The organism is Pseudomonas sp. N-137 (assembly GCF_034555295.1).
Taxonomy (GTDB): Bacteria; Pseudomonadota; Gammaproteobacteria; order Pseudomonadales; family Pseudomonadaceae; genus Aquipseudomonas; species Aquipseudomonas rhizophila.
Genome location: NZ_JAXUDQ010000006.1, coordinates 581,670 through 599,869, shown reverse-complemented (window position 1 = coordinate 599,869; position 18,200 = coordinate 581,670). Strand labels below are relative to the sequence as shown.

Annotated in this window: 18 protein-coding genes; 12 read left to right on the top strand and 6 right to left on the bottom strand. The window is 60.3% G+C overall.

Annotated features, from left to right (window positions below):
* Positions 1-29 precede the first annotated feature (29 nt).
* Complete coding sequence (locus T3A99_RS04935) at positions 30-911, bottom strand: LysR family transcriptional regulator (RefSeq protein WP_173406961.1); 882 nt, start codon at positions 909-911, stop codon at positions 30-32.
* Positions 912-1,063: 152 nt separating this feature from the next.
* On the opposite strand from T3A99_RS04935, the gene T3A99_RS04930 reads away from it, so the two are divergent.
* The 10 genes from T3A99_RS04930 to T3A99_RS04885 all read left to right on the top strand — a co-directional run bounded on the left by T3A99_RS04930 (position 1,064) and on the right by T3A99_RS04885 (position 12,338).
* Entirely contained in the window at positions 1,064-2,275 is a 1,212-nt protein-coding gene (locus T3A99_RS04930; protein WP_047226474.1) for an MFS transporter, read from the top strand.
* A 100-nt stretch (positions 2,276-2,375) separates the two neighbouring features.
* Complete coding sequence (locus tag T3A99_RS04925; RefSeq protein ID WP_047226473.1) at positions 2,376-3,395, top strand: LacI family DNA-binding transcriptional regulator; 1,020 nt, start codon at positions 2,376-2,378, stop codon at positions 3,393-3,395.
* A complete protein-coding gene (locus T3A99_RS04920) occupies positions 3,379-4,383 on the top strand; it encodes an ABC transporter substrate-binding protein (RefSeq protein WP_107322481.1) in 1,005 nt (334 codons plus the stop codon). Before T3A99_RS04925 ends, T3A99_RS04920 begins: the two co-directional genes overlap by 17 nt.
* Before the next feature lie 48 nt (positions 4,384-4,431).
* Positions 4,432-5,253 (top strand): ABC transporter permease, encoded by an 822-nt coding sequence (locus tag T3A99_RS04915; RefSeq protein ID WP_047226471.1) that lies wholly within the window; start codon positions 4,432-4,434, stop codon positions 5,251-5,253.
* A complete protein-coding gene (locus tag T3A99_RS04910; RefSeq protein WP_047226470.1) occupies positions 5,250-6,044 on the top strand; it encodes an ABC transporter permease in 795 nt (264 codons plus the stop codon). The genes T3A99_RS04915 and T3A99_RS04910 overlap by 4 nt, the downstream gene beginning before the upstream one ends.
* A complete protein-coding gene (locus T3A99_RS04905; RefSeq protein ID WP_322834007.1) occupies positions 6,041-7,072 on the top strand; it encodes an ABC transporter ATP-binding protein in 1,032 nt (343 codons plus the stop codon). Before T3A99_RS04910 ends, T3A99_RS04905 begins: the two co-directional genes overlap by 4 nt.
* A gap of 25 nt (positions 7,073-7,097) precedes the next feature.
* Entirely contained in the window at positions 7,098-7,928 is an 831-nt protein-coding gene (locus tag T3A99_RS04900) for a phosphodiesterase (RefSeq protein WP_047226468.1), read from the top strand.
* 178 nt (positions 7,929-8,106) lie between these two features.
* Positions 8,107-9,426, top strand: a complete 1,320-nt coding sequence (locus T3A99_RS04895) for an OprD family porin (protein WP_076384677.1) — start codon at positions 8,107-8,109, stop codon at positions 9,424-9,426.
* A gap of 185 nt (positions 9,427-9,611) precedes the next feature.
* Entirely contained in the window at positions 9,612-10,085 is a 474-nt protein-coding gene (locus tag T3A99_RS04890) for a (2Fe-2S)-binding protein (protein ID WP_047226466.1), read from the top strand.
* Positions 10,086-10,097: 12 nt separating this feature from the next.
* Positions 10,098-12,338 carry a xanthine dehydrogenase family protein molybdopterin-binding subunit gene (locus T3A99_RS04885; RefSeq protein WP_305468415.1) on the top strand — a complete coding sequence of 747 codons (2,241 nt, stop codon included), beginning with the start codon at positions 10,098-10,100 and terminating at the stop codon, positions 12,336-12,338.
* Between the two features lie 21 nt (positions 12,339-12,359).
* On the opposite strand, the gene T3A99_RS04880 is transcribed toward T3A99_RS04885, so the two are convergent.
* From T3A99_RS04880 to T3A99_RS27815, 3 genes are all read right to left on the bottom strand, one after another.
* The gene (locus T3A99_RS04880) at positions 12,360-12,791 is read right to left on the bottom strand and encodes a DUF2846 domain-containing protein (protein WP_274090449.1); all 432 of its coding nucleotides are present in this window, start codon (positions 12,789-12,791) and stop codon (positions 12,360-12,362) included.
* On the bottom strand, positions 12,788-13,216 hold the full coding sequence (locus T3A99_RS04875) for an Sbal_3080 family lipoprotein (RefSeq protein WP_047226464.1): 429 nt from the start codon (positions 13,214-13,216) through the stop codon (positions 12,788-12,790). Before T3A99_RS04875 ends, T3A99_RS04880 begins: the two co-directional genes overlap by 4 nt.
* 122 nt (positions 13,217-13,338) lie before the next feature.
* Positions 13,339-14,046, bottom strand: coding sequence for a methyl-accepting chemotaxis protein (locus tag T3A99_RS27815; RefSeq protein ID WP_411157100.1), 708 nt, complete (start codon positions 14,044-14,046; stop codon positions 13,339-13,341).
* Between the two features lie 988 nt (positions 14,047-15,034).
* On the opposite strand from T3A99_RS27815, the gene T3A99_RS04865 reads away from it, so the two are divergent.
* On the top strand, positions 15,035-16,183 hold the full coding sequence (locus tag T3A99_RS04865) for a MalY/PatB family protein (RefSeq protein WP_076384669.1): 1,149 nt from the start codon (positions 15,035-15,037) through the stop codon (positions 16,181-16,183).
* A gap of 66 nt (positions 16,184-16,249) precedes the next feature.
* Here the strand turns inward: T3A99_RS04865 and T3A99_RS04860 are convergent, their stop codons facing one another.
* The gene (locus tag T3A99_RS04860) at positions 16,250-16,654 is read right to left on the bottom strand and encodes a VOC family protein (RefSeq protein ID WP_047226461.1); all 405 of its coding nucleotides are present in this window, start codon (positions 16,652-16,654) and stop codon (positions 16,250-16,252) included.
* Positions 16,655-16,820: 166 nt separating this feature from the next.
* Between T3A99_RS04860 and T3A99_RS04855 the strand changes: the two genes are divergently transcribed.
* Positions 16,821-17,678: an SDR family oxidoreductase gene (locus T3A99_RS04855; RefSeq protein WP_047226460.1), complete on the top strand. Its 858-nt coding sequence runs from the start codon at positions 16,821-16,823 to the stop codon at positions 17,676-17,678.
* 68 nt (positions 17,679-17,746) lie between these two features.
* Here the strand turns inward: T3A99_RS04855 and T3A99_RS04850 are convergent, their stop codons facing one another.
* On the bottom strand, positions 17,747-18,193 hold the full coding sequence (locus T3A99_RS04850; RefSeq protein WP_047226459.1) for a DUF421 domain-containing protein: 447 nt from the start codon (positions 18,191-18,193) through the stop codon (positions 17,747-17,749).
* Positions 18,194-18,200 lie beyond the last annotated feature (7 nt).

Genomic DNA, 18,200 nt, shown 5'->3' with positions numbered 1-18,200 from the left:
CCCACAGGGTTGGGACATATCCCCGTGAGTCACTTGAACAATTCGCTGCTCATGAAATCAATGAACACCCGCAGTTTCGGCGCCAGGTGCTTGCTTGAGGGCCAGAGCATGCGGAAGGTGCTCTGATGCCGATTGAACTCGTCAAGGACGGTAACCAGCTCACCGGCGACGATGGCATCGCGCACGGTGAAATCCGGTACGCAGGCAATCCCCAATGCATCGCGCACGACGTACAGCAACGCCTCGGTGGTGTTGCAGACCAGGGTGGCCGGCAGGTTGAGATCGGACTGCCCTTGCCCGTTCACCGGCCAGACCTGCAGCCTGCCAGTGCTGGGGAATTTGTATAGCAGGCAGGCATGGCGCAGCAGATCCGCCGGCACCTGCGGTGTGCCGTGTTCGGCGAAGTACCGGGGCGAACCGACCACGACGAGCTTGAACGCGCCTAACGGGCGGGACATCAGCCGGGAGTCGTTTGGCTCTCCGGTCCGAATGACGGCATCAAAACCTTCCTCAATGATGTCCACCAGCCTATCGGAGAAATCCAGGTCCAATTCGATACTGGGGTAGCGGCGCATGAAAGCCATCAGCGTCGGCATGACCAAATCTGCAACCAGGGGCAAGCTCACGCGCAATTTGCCCCGCGGCGCTTTGCGGGTTTCCGACAGTTCCAATTCGGCCGCTTCGACTTCGCAGAGAATGCGTCGGCAACGCTCGAGGAAAAGCGTCCCTTCTGCCGTCAGCGTGATACTGCGCGTGCTGCGATGAAACAGCCGCACACCCAGCCTTTCCTCGAGTCGGGCCACGCTTTTACCCACCGCCGAAGACGAAATGCCAAGCGCCCTGCCCGCCTCTGAAAAGCTGCGGGTTTCGGCCGCGCGAACAAAAAAATCAATCCCGCTCAGTGATTCCACGCCAGGCTCCCATTGCGGACATTTTTTCCGATGTGTTGCGCACTCTAGCATTCTTGTCTCGCCAAAGAGCGGCACTTACCGTAGTCGACACTTATCAATCTGCTATTGACGCCGCCATCCGGCGGGTCAGAAGCGCGCCAAGCAGGTGACACATGACGATTGCCAATACCCATATCGACGCCGATGCCGAGGTCGTTCAAGATGCTGCGCCGCTCCCCATCGGTTCACTGTTCGCCCTCGCGTTGGCGGCGTTCGTGACCATTCTCACCGAAGCCTTGCCCGCCGGCCTTCTCTCACAGATCAGCGAAGGGCTGGCGATCTCCGAAGCCCTCGCCGGCCAGTTGGTCACGGTCTATGCGATAGGGTCCTTGCTGGCGGCCATTCCCTTGACGGCCGCGACCCAAGGCATGCGGCGCCGGTCGCTCTTGCTGCTGGCGATTGCCGGTTTTGCCGTGGCCAATACGGTCACAACGTTTTCGTCCCATTACGGCTTGACGATCGTTGCCCGCTTGCTGGGTGGCGTATCGGCCGGGCTGCTCTGGGCCTTGTTAGCCGGGTATGCCGCGCGCATGGTGCCCGAGAGCCAGAAAGGTCGGGCGATTGCAATTGCCATGGTCGGCGCACCCTTGGCGTTATCCTTGGGCGTACCGGCCGGCACCTTGCTCGGTAATTTGATCGGCTGGCGGATGAGCTTCGCCATCATGAGTTTGTTCGCCGTCGCCTTGATGGTCTGGGTGCGACTCAAAGTGCCTGACTTTCCCGGGCAAACCACCGACAAACGTCTTGCCTTGCGCCAGGTCTTCACCCTGCCAGGCGTTCGCTCGGTGCTGTGTGTGGTGCTGGCCTTTGTTCTGGCGCACAACATTCTCTTTACCTATATCGCCCCGTTCCTGATGGCGGCAGGCCTGGGCGAGCGGATCGACCTGGTGCTGCTGGTCTTCGGGGGCGCCTCGTTGCTGGGCATCTGGGTCGTCGGCGTGCTGATCGATCGCCATCTACGGGCATTGACCCTTGCCAGCACGGCACTTTTCGCCATCTCGGCCCTGACACTGGGCGCCATGAGCGACAGCCTTGCTGCGATCTACACCGCCGTGGCGGCCTGGGGAGTCGCTTTTGGCGGGGCCGGGACGTTGTTCCAAACGGCAATTGCCAAGACGGCCGGAGACGCGGCGGATCTCGCCCAGTCGATGCTGGTCACGGCCTGGAACGTCGCCATTGCCGGCGGCGGGATCGTGGGGGGCATCCTGCTCGATCATCTGGGTGTCGTTGCGTTTGCGCCTGTGCTGGTCGCGCTCTTGCTGCTGACGTTGGCGGTGGTGTGGTCCGCCCGGCAGTATGGGTTTGCAGCAGACCCTCAACGATAGATAGCAGCAACTGACATCAAATCGTCATCACTGCGTCGTCGAAACGCCATACATCCTGAGTACTGTCCTCGCCAATGAGATCGATCTCAAGCGAGTGACAATGACTGATTTGAAAGAAGTTGCACGGCTGGCAGGGGTTTCGCGGGCAACCGCGGCGCGAGCCTTTGCCTCCCCTGAAGTGGTCCGTCCGGCTACCCGTGAACAGGTCTTCGCCGCAGCGCGCCAACTGGGGTTTCGGCCCAACCGTCTTGGTCGCCAACTGCGCCTGCAAGTGACCAAGCTGATCGGTGTCGTGGTGCCCAACCTGCTCAATCCGGTGTTCGCCGAACAGTTTCAGGCGATGGAGCGTGCTGCACGCGTGCATGGTTACAACCTGTTGTTGGCAACCACCGATTACAGCAGCGAGCGCGAAAGCGCGGTCGTCGAGGAGTTGCTGCGACAGCGTGTCGATGGGCTGGTCCTCACGGTAACCGACGCCGAGAGCAACCGGGTGCTGCAAAGCCTGGACAGCGAGGACACGCCTTTTGTGCTGGCTTATCACCAGCCGGGTAATCCGGATTACAGCGCGGTGTCGGTGGACAACCGCGCCGGCATGGCGCTAGCCACCCGTTATCTGCTGGACGCCGGGCACACTCGGATTGGCATGGTCGCCGGCCCTGCCCTGCAATCGGACCGTGCTCGCCTGCGTTATGCCGGTTATTGCGAGGCAATGCATGGAGCCGGTCTCGCCAGCCTGCCGGTGATTGAAATGCCCGCCCATACCCAGGCTGACTTCGCCGCTATCGAGCCGTTATTGCATGGCCCCCAGGCGCTCAGTGCGCTGGTTTGTTCCAACGATTTGCTGGCCATCAGCTTGATCGCCGAACTGCGCCGCAACGGCTGGCAAGTGCCTCGGCAACTCTCGGTCATCGGTTTTGACGGCATCGCCCTCGGCACCCAGATGCATCCGACGCTGTGCAGTGTTGTTCAGCCCATCGAGGCACTGGCCTGCACCGTGATTGATCAATTGTTGGCGCAGATCGCTGGCGCCACCCCGGTTTCCCATTGCCTGCCTTGTCATATCCGGCCGGGCGAAAGCACTCAACCCTACGAGGAGACGCTTGATGTTCCACTTGCGTAAAACCCTGGCGACACTGCTGTTATGCGGCGCGGCCACCTTGGTCCAGGCCGGCGAAACGGCGATTTGCTACAACTGTCCACCAGAATGGGCCGATTGGGGCACGCAGCTCAAGGCGATTGCCGATACCACTGGCGTCCAGGTTCCGCTGGACAACAAGAACTCTGGACAGGCATTGGCGCAACTGGTCGCCGAGAAGGCCGCGCCGGTGGCGGACGTGGTGTATTACGGCGTGACGTTCGGTTTGCAGGCGCAAAAAGCCGAGGTGGTCGGCACGTACAAACCCAAGGGTTGGGAGCAGATCCCGGCGGGTTTGAAGGACCCCGAGGGACACTGGTTTGCCATTCACTCCGGCACCCTGGGCATCATGGTCAACGTCGATGCGCTGGGCGGTCTGCCCGTGCCGCAAAGCTGGGCCGACCTGCTCAAGCCTGAGTACAAAGGCATGGTCGGCTACCTTGACCCGTCCAGTGCTTTCGTTGGGTACGTCTCGGCGGTAGCGATCAACCAGGCCATGGGCGGCAATCTGGATAACTTCGCCCCAGCCATCGACTACTTCAAAAAGCTGGCGAAAAACTCACCGATCGTGCCCAAGCAGACGGCTTATGCGCGGGTGCTGTCCGGGGAGTTGCCGATTCTGGTGGACTACGACTTCAACGCCTATCGGGCTCGTTACAAAGACAAGGCCAACGTTGCCTTTGTGATTCCCAAGGAAGGCAGCATCAGCGTGCCTTACGTGATGAGCATCGTCGACAACGCCCCCCATCGGGCCAACGCCGAGAAGGTCCTGGATTTCGTTTTGTCCGAGCAAGGCCAGGCGCTCTGGGCCAAGGCGTACCTGCGACCGGTGCGGGCAATGAAGATGCCTGCCGATGTTGCCGCGCAGTTCCTGCCCGACAGCGATTACGCCCGGGCCGGCGTAGTCAACTACGAGCAGATGGCCGCGGCGCAGGAAGCCTTTTCCGCACGTTATCTGAGCGAGGTCAAGTAAGTGACCGTCTCGGCAGTAAAAGCCCGAGACGTACGGTCGGGCTGGGCCATGGTGCCGCGCTTGCGGCCGACCGCTGCCTGGGCGCTTGCGCCCGCGGCGGCGGTGCTGTTCGCCTTCTGGTTGTTGCCGCTGGCGCACCTGGTCTTGCTCGGTGGGCAAAGTCGCGATGGTAGCGACAGCGGCTATTGGCAGGTGCTGAGCAGCGCGCAATACCTGGGCAGTCTGGCGCAGACCTGCCTGCTGGCACTGGCAACGACCCTCGCGGCGTTGTTAGTGGGCGGCTTCAGTGGTTTTTTTCTCAGTCGCCAACGTTTCTTCGGCCGTTCGGTACTTGTCGCCTTGTTGACCTTCCCGCTGGCATTTCCCGGCGTGGTCGTTGGTTTTCTGGTGATCCTGCTGGCCGGCCGCCAAGGCTTGTTTGCCACCCTGGGGCTCGGCCTGGTGGGTGAGCGCTGGATTTTTGCCTACTCGTTGATGGGCTTGTGCATCGGCTACCTGTATTTCTCGATTCCGCGGGTGATCCTTACGGTGATGGCTGCTTGTGAAAGCCTGGATCGCAGCCTGGAAGAGGCCGCTCGTTCACTGGGAGCCAGCCATTGGCGTGTGCTCTGTGACGTCATTGTCCCCGGCCTGGCGCCGGCATTGGTCTCCTGCGGGGCGATTTGCTTTGCCACCTCCATGGGCGCGTTCGGTACCGCCTTCACCCTGGGTACCCGGCTCAACGTGACGCCGGTGGCGATCTACAACGTGTTTACCAATTACGCCAATTTCGCCGTGGCCGCTGCGCTGTCGGTGGTGTTGGGGCTGGTGACCTGGGCGGTTCTGTTGCTGGCCCGGCGGCTGGCCAAAGATTCGAGGACAGTCTTGTGAAACGCTCAACGCTGTTTGTCGGGCAACTGGTGTTTACCTTGCTGGTGTGCGCTTTCATGTTGGTGCCTGTGGTGATGTCACTGCTCGCCGGGCTGACGCGCAATTACTTCCAAGGGCTGTCCAGCGGCCTGACGTTCGACTGGCTGCTGCAGGTCTGGCAGGCGTATTCGCCGACGGTCTGGCTGTCCCTGCAACTGGCCGCCGCCTGTGCGCTGTGTGTCTGTGTGGTGGGTGTGCCGGCGGCTTACGCCCTGGTACGGATGAACAACCGCTTTAGCCGCGCGTTCGAGGAACTGATGGTGTTGCCGGTGGCGATGCCCGGTCTGGCCAGTGCCTTGGCATTGCTGCTCACCTATGGTCAGTTCGGCGGGTTTCGCAGCAGTTGGTTATTCATTCTCGTCGGCCACGTGCTGTTCACTCTGCCATTTCTGGTGCGCCCGGTGATGGCGGTGATGCAACGCCAGCACCTGCCGATCCTGGAAGAAGCCGCCGCGAGCCTGGGTGCCGGGCCGGTCCGGCGCTTCTTCAGCGTGGTGGTGCCCAACTGTCGGGCGGGGATTCTCGCCGGGGTCTTGATGGTCGTCACCCTGTCGTTGGGTGAGTTCAACCTGACCTGGATGCTCCATACCCCGATGACCAAAACCTTGCCGGTGGGCCTGGCCGACAGCTATGCCTCGGCCAGGCTGGAAGTCGCCAGCGCCTACACCCTTATATTCCTGTTGATGATTGTGCCGCTGCTTGTTGCATTGCAGGCCATCAGCGCGCGCCTTTCCCGTGGAGCAAATCGATGAGCGGAACCACTATTCGCCTGAAGGGTTGTCGCAAGGCGTTCTCTGACGGCACCGTTGCCGTACATGACCTGGACCTGATCATTGAGGCTGGAGAAACCCTGGCGATCCTCGGTCCGTCCGGTTGCGGTAAAACCACCACCCTGCGCCTGATCGCGGGTCTGGAGCGTCCGGACGTGGGCCAGGTATTTTTTGGCGACAGCGACGTCACCCGCCTCCCCATCGAACGTCGCGACGTGGGCATGGTGTTCCAGAACTATGCGCTGTTTCCCAATCTGGATGTGGCCGGCAACATTGTTTACGGCCTGAAAGTTCGCGGTGTGTCACCCGCCGAGCGTAACAAGCGCTGTTTGGAGTTGCTGGAACTTGTCGGCTTGCAGGATCACGGCAAGCGCAGTATCCACGAGTTGTCCGGCGGTCAGCGCCAACGAGTCGCCCTCGCCCGCGCCCTGGCACCCAGGCCCCGGGTATTGCTGCTCGACGAACCGTTGGCGGCACTGGATGCGCAATTACGTGAACGCCTGCGCAGCGAATTGGCCCAGTTGCTACGCGGTTTGGGCATTACCGCCGTGTTCGTCACCCACGATCAGGGTGAAGCCATGGCGCTGGGGGATCGCATCCTGGTCATGGAGCATGGCCGCGTCGCGCAACTGGCTAGCCCGCGGGACATCTATCAGCAACCTGCCAACGCGTTCGTCGCCCGTTTTGTCGGCAATCTCAATGCTTTTTCGGTGATCGAGCACACGCCCCATGGCTTGAAGGTCAGTGGCGGTGAGTTGCCATGGAATGGCGCCGACCTACCCGCCACTGTCTATTGCCGCCCCGAGCATTTGCGGGTGATGGACAGTGAGGGCCATCTGCACGGGCGTCTGGTGGGCCAGTTTTTCCAGGGGGCTCAAAGCCGTCTGCTGGTGGATGTGGGTGCGACTCAGCCTTTGCTGGTGGACAGCACCGATAGCGCTATCCATGCCCCCGGTGCCCTGATTGCCCTGGCCGTCGAGCCACAAGTGCTGTTCACCCTGTCATCGTGATCTTTGTGTTTGCAGAGGGCTTATTTTGAATCATCCGTTTCTCATCGCGCAGATCAGCGATCTGCACCTTAAAGCCGGACAAAAACTGACTTACGGCGTTGTCGATACCCTCGCTGCATTGCGTCGTGCGGTGGATCATTTGAACACCCAGGTGCCGCGTCCCGACATCGTGGTGGTCAGTGGCGACCTGGTGGACTTCGGTCGCCCTGATGAATATGCCGCGCTGCACCCTGAGCTGGCGCGCCTGCACATGCCTTGCTACCTGGTGCCTGGTAACCATGACAATCGCGAGCATTTGCGGGCGGCATTTGCCGACCACAGCTACCTACCGATACGGGCTGACGCCCCCCTGGACTGGGTGGTGGAGGAGCATCCGCTACGCCTTATTGGCCTGGACACCACCATTCCCGGTGCCCATGGCGGTCAGCTCCTGGACAGCCAGTTGCGCTGGCTCGATGAACAACTGGCCTGTCGTCCCGATGCGCCGACGCTATTGGTGCTGCATCACCCGCCGTTTGTAAGCGGGATTGGCCATATGGACCGTGAACCCTTCATCAACGCGGCGGCACTGGAGCAGGTCATTGCCCGACACCCGCAGGTGGAGCGCTTGCTGTGCGGGCATTTGCATCGGTCGATGCAACGGCGTTTCGGCGGCAGCCTGAGTTGCGTGTGCCCCGGTACCTCACATCAGATCGTCCTGGATCTACAGCCAACCGCTCCCGCGCATTTCAATCTGGAACCGCCGGGGTATCTGCTGCATCACTGGCATGGGCAGGCACTGGTGACCCATAACGGCGTGTTTGGCGAGTATCCCGGACCGTATCCGTTTTATGACGCTCATGGATTGATCGACTGATAACCCAGGGACTTTCACTGATGACCTGCTTTGGAGATTTAATCCCTACCCCACTCTATTCATTGAAGATTTTCTAACGAGTTATTGAACGCATCGGCCAATCATGTGATCGGCCGAGGGCTTCCTGCTGCCTTTTCACTGTGCCCGGAACAAAGGTTCCGCGCTGGAGTTCGTCCTGATGAAAGCTCTATTCAACGTACTGAGTTTATTAACCGGCGGCGTGTGTATTGTCTTGAGCCCGTTGGCGTCTGCTGATTTTGTCAGCGACAGTAAAGCCAACTTGAACTTGCGCAATTTCTACTTCAACAACGATAACCGTGACGGTACCGCCGCGCCCTCGAAGACTGAGGAATGGGGACAGGCCTTCATGCTCAATTATCAGTCCGGGTTTACCGACGGCACTGTGGGGTTTGGTCTGGATGCCATCGGCCTGCTGGGTTTGAAACTCGACAGCGGCGCGGGTCGCCATGTTGGCAGCTCGATGTTTCCCAACGACGGTGACAAGGCTGCCGACCAATGGGCTCGTCTCGGCGCAACGGCGAAGATGCGCGTCTCCAAGACCGAACTGCGTTACGGCACCTTGCAACCGAAACTGCCGATCCTGGTGTCCAACGATGGCCGTCTGTTGCCGCAAACTTTCGAAGGTGGCCAAGTCACCAGCAATGAAATCGACAACCTGACGTTCACCGCCGGCCAACTGGAACACGCCACCGGGCGTGCATCGAGTGACCGCGCCGGGCTGGCCGTTGCGGGCGGCAGCCAGGAAAGCAACAAATTCACCTTTGCCGGTGGCGACTACAAACTGACCAAGGACCTGACCGCACAGTATTACTACGCCAATCTCGAAGACTATTACCAACAGCACTTCGCCGGTTTGTTGCATGTATTGCCGCTGGGCGAATACGGCTCGCTGAAAACCGACTTGCGCTACTTCAAGACCACGTCCGATGGCAAGAACAGCAGCGCCGCCGGTCGCGCCAGTGGTTACAAACTGGGCGGCTACACCAAGGACGGCAGCGGGGAAATCGACAACGATACCTGGAGTGCGGCGTTCATTTACTCGCTGGGCGGCCATGCCATTACCGCGGGTTATCAAAGCGTTTCCGAAGACAGCAACTTTGCCCAACTCAACCAGGGTGGCTTGGTGGGTAAAGGCGAAGCCGGCGCCAGCCTTTATCTCTACACCGACCGCACTATTCAGACGTTCATCCAGGCGGGTGAGCGCACGGCGTTCGCCCAGTATGCCTACGACTTCGCCGCGCTTGGCGTGCCGGGATTGAAGGCGTCGGTGATGTACCTCAAGGGCGACAATATCCAGACCGCCAGCGGTCAGGACGCCAGTGAGTGGGAGCGCGATATCTCCCTGGACTATGTGATCCAGAGCGGTACGCTGAAGAACCTGGGTTTTGGCTGGCGCAACGCGATGTCCCGAAGCGAAGTGGCTCGCGACCAGGACCAGAATCGCCTGATCGTGAGTTACAGCATTCCCTTGATGTAAGCATCCAGCGCAATTCAGGGCCAGGGCGTCGAACTCGCGTGAAACGCTCCTGGCTCTTTATCAGCGCTTGCCCAACGTCGGCAGATTCGCACGATTGGGCAATCATCCGCGCGGATTATGCAACCAGCCCCCAGAATTGCTTCCTATAGTTATCCAGAGTCAAACCTTCTGGAGCTGGAATCGCTATGAGCGCCCTCAACATCAATGGCCGTGAGTATACGGTCGACGTAGACCCAGGCACCCCGATTCTCTGGACCCTGCGCGATGCGCTGGGCATGACCGGCACCAAATTTGGTTGTGGTGCAGCCCTGTGTGGCGCCTGCACCGTTCACCTGGATGGTCAGGCCATTCGTTCCTGCGTGACGCCAATCGCCGCCGCCCAAGGCAAGAAGATCACCACCATCGAGGCGGCCACAGATGGCAGTGACCCGGTCGGCACCGCCGTGCATGAGGCTTGGGTCAAACACGACGTGGCGCAGTGCGGCTACTGTCAGAGCGGCCAGATCATGAGCGCGACAGCGTTTCTCAAAGCCCAGCCCAAGGGCAAGCAGCCTACGGCGGCCGAAATCGACTCGGCGATGGCCGGCAACATTTGCCGCTGTGGCACTTACGCGCGCATCCGCGCTGCCGTGGCAGATGCCGCCAAAACCCTTGCCTGACCGGAGTTCGCCATGTTGAACGAGATTTTTCCAGACGAGATTCCCCGCGCTTTACAGCACATGCTTGAGCGCGATCAGGCTGACGGCCCTACCACCCTTCCCCGCCGCAGTTTCCTCAAGATTGTCGGCATCGGCGGTCTGGCCTTGGGCGCTTTTCCTCATCTTGCCTTGGCGCAAGAGGCCAACGGCGACGCCGCAGTACCACTCAAGCCGAATCAGCAACCTTCGGCATTCGTACAGATCGCGCCCAACGGCGAAGTCACCGTGACGATCAACCGGTTGGAATTCGGCCAGGGCGTGCAAACCAGCCTCCCGATGATTCTTGCCGAAGAGCTCGATGCCGACTGGAGTCTGGTGCGAGCCCGCAACGGCAGCGGTGATGCTGCTTATCAGGATCCGATCTTTGGTATACACCTCACTGGCGGCTCCAATTCGATCAAGAACAGCTATACCCAGTACCGCGAACTTGGCGCCCGTGCTCGTGCCATGCTGCTCTCGGCGGCGGCAGCACGCTGGAACGTGGACGTGGCCAGCCTCAGCACCCAAGCCGGCATGGTGCTCGGCCCGGCGGGCCGTAAGGCAAGCTACGGCGAATTGGCCGAGGCCGCTATGGCGCTGCCTGTGCCGGAAAAGGTGACACTCAAGGACCCCAAGGACTTTCGCATCATTGGCCATGCCACCACGCGCATCGATGCCAAAGCCAAGAGCAGCGGCCAGCAGGACTTCGGCATCGATATGCATCTGCCAGGGCAACTCACTGCCGTGGTCGCCCACCCGCCGGTGTTCGGTGCCAGAATCGCTTCGTTGGATGACAGCGCGGCACGCGCCACCCGGGGCGTGAAAGCGGTATTGCGCGTGCCGTTGGACGGCGGCGCCGAAGGTGTCGCGGTAGTCGCCGATAGCTACTGGCAGGCGAAGCTCGCGCGCGATGCCTTGAAGCTGGAGTGGGACCTGGCGTCGGTCGAAAAGGTGGACAGCGAAAAACAATTGCTCCAGTACCGGGAGCTGGCCGGCCAGCCCGGCCCACTGCGCTTCGATGCCGACATGACGCCGCTGGCAACCGCGCCGCATCAACTGGAAGCTGAGTTCGTATTCCCCTACCTCGCCCACGCCCCCATGGAGCCGTTGAACTGTACTGTCCAGCTCGGCGAAGAACGCGCCGAACTGTGGGTCGGCACGCAGTTTCCCGGCGGCGACAGTGCGGCGGCCGCCAAGGTACTGAATCTCAAGCCCGAGCAAATCCAGCTGAACGTGCAGACGGCCGGCGGTGGTTTTGGCCGGCGCGGCGTGCCCACCAGCGACTTTGTCGTGCTGGCTTGCGAAGTGGCCAAAGCCGCCCGCGCTGAGGGGCTTGACGCGCCTGTGCGCACGCTCTGGAGCCGGGAAGACGACATCAAGGGCGGCTACTATCGCCCCATGCACCTGCATCGCGCGCGCATCGGTTTTGACGACGCCGGCAAGGTACTGGCCTGGGATCACGCCCTGGTCGGGCAATCCATTCTTACCGGCACCGTGTTTGGTGGCCAAGTGAAGAACGGCATCGACCCCACCGCCACGGAAGGTATGCGTGATCCTTATCCGCTGCCGATGCGCCTGACGGTCCATCACCCGAAAGTCAACGTCCCCATCCTCTGGTGGCGCAGCGTAGGCTCCACCCATACGGCTTTTGTGATGGAAACCTTGATCGATGAGATCGCCCGTACAACCAAGCAGGATCCGGTGGCCTATCGGATGAAGCTGTTCGCCGATCAAAGCCCGCGCCATCGCGCAGCGCTGCAATTGGCGGTGGACAAGAGCGAATATGGCAAACGCCCGCTACCGGCTGGCCATGCCTGGGGCGTGGCGGTGCACGAGTCGTTCAGTTCGGTGGTGGCTTATGTCGTTGAGGCGTCGGTGCAGAGTGGCCGTCCGGTGCTGCACCAAGTGACTGCGGGTGTGCACTGCAACCTGGTGGTCAACCCGCGCAGTGTTGAAGCTCAGGTGCAAGGCGCAGCGCTGATGGGATTGTCGATGTGCCTGCCGGGCGGCGCCATCACCTTGAAAGACGGCGTCGTGCAGCAGAGCAACTTTGCTGACTTCAGCGTTCCACGCATTACCGACATGCCGGAGTTTGCCGTGCACATCGTGCCAAGCGCCGAACCACCCACCGGGATGGGCGAGCCCGGCCTGCCGGCGTTGGCTCCGGCTTTTGCCAATGCCATTGCCAGCCTGACGGGCAAGCCAATGCGTGAGTTGCCGTTCAAGATGACGTGATGGAGTGTATCTCCAGATTCACTATCGTACGGGGATGTACGAGTAACCCCTTACCATTGCTTTTCCTTCCTGCGTATTCCGAGCCCGAATAAGCTCAACCATGTGTTCCTGAGTGTATTCAACGAAATACTCGTTACCCTCTTCAATCTGCAGGTTCAGGAATACGTTTCGGGGATGGTTGTTCTGTCCAGCAGCTATCTTGTGCTGGCCGGGGCTCACGTAGACCCAGGAATAGGTCCGTTCATTGAGGCCCACTACCGCGCTGTCATTAATGCTGAATATGCTGTCATAAAAGCTGCCTTGAATGACATGCGTCCGCGCCAGATAAACGAGCGCCTTACCTTGAGGTGGCGACGGAGGGTCGAAATAGGGTTGGTTGGAAGTTGTATGGCCGCAGCCGGTCAATAGGAGCAGGAGCACCAGCCCTGTTATTTTTTTTATTGTCGCGCTCATTTGTTCTGCCCCAATAACTGATTGATTACCGGCTCCATTTTTTCCTCGACCGTTGCCATTTTAGACGGATCGAATCCTCCCTCCCCCGTCAGATGATAGTGCGCAAAGCCGATTTTTTGATTGCCCTTATAAAGAGAAATACTGGCATCGGACAGGTAGGCAGAAAAATCCCACGAGCGAATCGCGGTATAGGTCAAACGGTACTCGCAGGTGCTCGGCACAGATCTGGTGTAGAGCTGGCTCTCGATATGGTGCTTGCGTAAGAGGAGTTGCAAGCCATCGACAAAGTCGCCAACGACGACTTTTGGATTCTCTTCAATACAAATCTTCGAAATTTGATATTGGCGCTCCACCGGTTCGACTTTAATGTTGGTACACCCGGCCAGTATCAATACAAAACCAATCGTAAGCGCTCTAAACCGCACACTTTTCTCCAAACTAAAAAAGATATCAAAATGATGGCGTCATGCTAGGTGAGGTGCGTTTTGCCGTCAATCGCCAGCCTTCTTTACCGGGCGTGGACTGAAAAGGCCCGGCGTGAAAGACCTCAAACCGCCTCACCTTTACGATGAAACGCCTGCCCCAACACCGCCAAGCGTTCGGCCAACGGTGGCAGGCATTGACTGCTCCGAGTCAGAATGCCGATGTTATCGGCGTTGCGCTCAGCGACGGCCTGGACGCTTTGCAAGCGTTCATTGATGCCCTTCGAGGCCTCGGATTGTTCCTGGGTGGTGCTGGCGATCAGGCCGTTGAAGTGGTTGATCGCCGCGATGTCCTCTACCACTGCATTCAGCAGTTGCGAGGCGAGTTGGCTGGCCGATACGCAGCGTTGTACCCCTTCCTGGCTGTCTTGCATGGCGAGGGCTGCCTGACGGCTGCCCTGTTGCAGCTTGGCGATGATCTGCTGGATTTCCGTGGTGGACGTCGAGGTCTTTTGCGACAGGGTCCGGACTTCGTCCGCTACTACCGCAAAACCGCGTCCCTGCTCCCCGGCCCGGGCGGCCTCGATGGCGGCGTTGAGGGCCAACAGGTTGGTTTGTTCGGCGATGCTGTTAATGACGTCCAGCACCTGGCCGATCTGTTGCGCCTGCTCGGCCAGGCCTTGCACGGTTTCGTTGGTCAGGTTGAGGCGACCGGCCAACTCGACAATCTCCTCGCGGCTCTGGTCAACGGTGCTGCGTCCGCGGCTGACCTGTTCACTGGCTTGGCCGGCCCGTTGTACCGTCTGGCCGACATGCCCGGCAATGCTGTCCATGGCCTGGACCAGATGGCCAATCGCGCCGCTCATCTGTGCCACTTCATTGAGCTGATGCCTGGCGCCGTGCTCCAGTGTCTGGCCGACTTGAGAAAGGTCCTGACCCAAGTCCGAAAGGTTGCGGGTATCGCGCACCACGCCGTCTACCAGGTTGGTGATCTGCTGCAGGAAATGATCGAAACGCTCGGACGAAGAGGCTTTGTCCCCCCGGTTGCGCTGGGTCTGGGTGTCACTGCTCAACTGCATAGCGGCGGCCAGCACTTTGTCGAGCACATCCTGGTTTTCCGTGGCATCGGCCAGGCTCTGGTTCGCCAGGTAAATCAGGATCACGCTTTCCACCACCACGTAGAAGGCGTGGATGAAAATCATGGTCCAGCCGCCATGGTTGGCCATGACGAACACCGGATAACCCTGGTGCTGAAGCCAGTGAAAACCGACGTGGTGAATAGCGATAGTGGCGGCGGCCACGATGATCGGCAGCCAGTCACGGTAGAACGTCAGCACCGCCAACAGTACGAAAATCCCGAAGTGGAACTCGATCACGCCACGGGTCTGGTTGATGTGCAAGGCGGCCATGACCATCAGCGCCACGGCGATGACACAGCGCATGGCCCGGGTGCCGCCCAGGCCGCGATAAAGCACGGTGGTCAGCAGACAGGTCGTCGCTCCTATCAGCAGCGCCTGGCTGAAGGTGGAGTGCAGGAAGGCCAGGCACAGGGAGTAGACAAAAGTGAGCCAGAGTAACCCCAGCATGATGCGATCAGCTTTACGGTAGTGATCGTAAAGCGCACGGGCGATGTCATGGGGGCTGTCCTTTTCGGGGGGCTTGGAGGGTCCGTTACCAATGCTGGCTTCAAGCCTTATCGGCGTGTCGGAATCGAACTGTAGCCGATTCCTCCTGGTTAGTGGCACTACGCCATCTTCCTTTTTTCACTGATCTTTGCTTTATGATGTTCGCCATCTCATTCCCAGACCTGATGGAACCCCCATGACTTTCGATTTCGACACGGTATTGGAGCGCCACGGTACCGGTAGCACCAAGTGGAGTCGCTACCCCGCTGACGTGTTGCCCATGTGGGTGGCTGATATGGACTTCCCTGCTCCGCCGGTGGTCATCGACGCACTGCACAAACGCCTCGAACACCCCATGCTCGGCTACAGCGTGGCCCAGGACTCGCTGCGCGCCGCCATCGTTGCGGACCTCTGGAACAAGTACGCCTGGCGCGTCGAGCCTCAGCAGATCGTCTTCCTGCCGGGTGTCGAACCAGGCTTCAACATGGCACTGCACGCCTTGGTGGAGCCTGCGCAGAACGTTGTGGTACAGGTGCCCAATTACCCGCCGCTGCGCAATGCCCCTGCTCACTGGCAACTGAACAAGGTTGAACTGCCGTTCAACCCGCTCAACGGCGAGTTCCACACACCCCTGGCCGCGTTGCGTGACGCGTTGCAAGGTGGCGGTGCGCTGTTGCTGAGCAACCCTCACAACCCGTTGGGCAAGGTGTTTGCCCGGGAAGAACTCAAGGCCGTGGCGGATATCTGCCTGGAACAGAATGCCTGGATCATCTCTGACGAAATCCATGCCGAGCTGTGCTTCGACGGTCGTGTGCACATCCCCACCGCCACCCTCAGCCCGGAGATTGCCGAGCGCACCATCACCCTGATGTCGGCCAGCAAGGCCTACAACATTGCCGGGCTGAAAACTTCATTCGCCATCATCCAGAACGCCAAAGTCCGCGAGCGGGTCAACAGTGCCCGGGCCGGCATGGTCGACAGCGTCAACGCCCTGGGCCTTGAAGCGACCCGCGCGGCCTACAGCGAAGCTGGCCCGTGGCTGGAAGAATTGAAGGCTTACCTGCAAGCCAACCGCGACTATCTGGTCGACGCCGTAAAGACCCGCCTGCCGGGCATCACCATGACCGTGCCCCAGGGCACTTACCTGGCCTGGCTGGATTGCTCGGGATTGGGGCTGGACGACCCGCAGGGCTTTTTCCTGAAGCAAGCCAAGGTAGGCCTGAGTGCCGGACTGGATTTCGGTGACGATGCCGGGCAATTCGTGCGCTTGAACTTCGGCTGCCCACGGGCGCTGCTGGAGGAAGGGATTACGCGGATGGAGCGGAGCTTGAAGGCCAGGGGCTGATCTCCCTGACGACGAAGATCCTCTGTGGCGAGGGAGCAAGCTCCCTCGCCACAATGGATCCGCGTTTTACTCATCCATATCCGGCGCATAAACAAAGCACAACTTGTTCCCCTCCGGATCGCGGCAATAGGCCCCGAAATACCCTTCCGAATACTGGGGCCGCGGGCCCGGCGGGCCTTCGTCGGTGCCGCCCAGGGCGATGGCCTGCGCCCAGGCGGCCTGTACGGTGTGCGGCGAATCGGCGGCGAAACTCACTTGCATGCCATTGCCCCAGGTCGCGGGCAAACCATTGAACGGTAATTGCACGAACACCTGAGGCCAACGCTTGCCGGGTTGATGCCAGCCTTCTCCCGGCGGGCCCGAGTCGTTTTCGCTGGGCAGGCGTACCAACCCCAGGCAGCCCAGCACGGCATCATAAAACGCGACCATTGTTGGCAGGTCCCGCGCGCCAATCTGTATGTGACTGAACATCTGTCCGGCTCCTTATCTGCATTCGTCCAACATTAGCCGATGTTGATTCGCGATTGGCAAAAGGGCTCGGACCACGCTCATCGCTCGGCCCCGGAATCCGAGCGAACTCTGCCTGAAGGCCCACAGTCCACCCTCCATCGACTACACATCCAGCATGGAGAATGTCATGACTGACTACCCTACCCCGCCGTTCCCAAAACAAAGCCAACCGGTGCCCGGCACTCAACGCAAGATGGACCCGTATCCAGACTGCGGAGAACAGAGCTACACCGGTTCTGGACGCCTGGAAAGCAAGATCGCCTTGATCACGGGCGCCGACAGCGGCATCGGTCGTGCCGTGGCGATTGCCTTCGCCCGTGAGGGCGCTGACGTGGCCATTTCCTACCTGGACGAGCATGAAGACGCCAGGGAGACCGCCCGCTGGGTAGAACAGGCCGGCCGCCAATGCCTGTTGCTGCCCGGCGATCTGGCGGACAAGGCCCAATGCCGCAAGATCGTCGACGAAACCGTCGCCCGTTTCGGGCATATCGACATTCTGGTCAACAACGCCGCGTTCCAGATGACTCACGAAAACCTGGAAGACATCCCCGACGAAGAGTGGGTGCGCACGTTTGATATCAACATCACCTCGATGTTCAGGATCTGCCAGGCCGCCGTCCCGCATATGAAGGCGGGTGGCTCGATCATCAACACCAGTTCGGTCAACTCCGACATGCCCAAGCCGACTCTGCTGGCCTACGCCACCACCAAAGGCGCCATCGCCAACTTCACCGGCGGGCTGGCGCAGATGCTCGGCCCCAAGGGCATCCGGGTGAACAGCGTGGCGCCAGGGCCGATCTGGACACCGCTGATTGTCGCCACCATGCCTGAGGAAGAAGTACAGAACTTCGGCTCCCAGACGCCCCTTGGCCGTCCTGGCCAGCCGGTGGAAGTGGCGCCGATCTATGTACTGCTGGCTTCGGATGAGGCGAGCTACATTTCCGGTTCCCGGTATGGGATTACGGGCGGCAAGCCGATCCTGTGAGTCAAGCAATGGTGGGCAGCTGTTGTGGCGAGGGGATGTAGCCCTCGCCATGAATCATGTGAAGGGCCTCACGGCTCCTTGGCAATCACCGAAATCTTGCCGTTACGTTCGATAATCGCGAACTTGATCTGTTCCAGTGTCTCGATTCCCTGGCTCGACCGTGCCGCTTCCATGATGTCTTCTTCTATCAAGCGGGCATGGCGCAGGCGTGCCTTCAGTATTCGCCCATCCTCCACAATAATGGTCGGGCCGCCGTCAATCAGTTGCGAGACCCATTGGGAGCGTTGCTTGAGCAGCGACAAGCCCACATCGATGGCAATCAGCGTCACGATCACCATCAACGAATTGGTCAACGAGAAATCATCCCCCAGCAACGCCTGCTGGGTGGCCTCGCCGATGATCATCAGCAGGACAAAATCAAACGTGGTGATTTCCGCCAGGGAGCGTCGCCCGGCGATCTTGAACAGTACCAGCAACGCCACATAGATCGCGGCAGCCCGCAGCACAGAGTCCATACGTCAC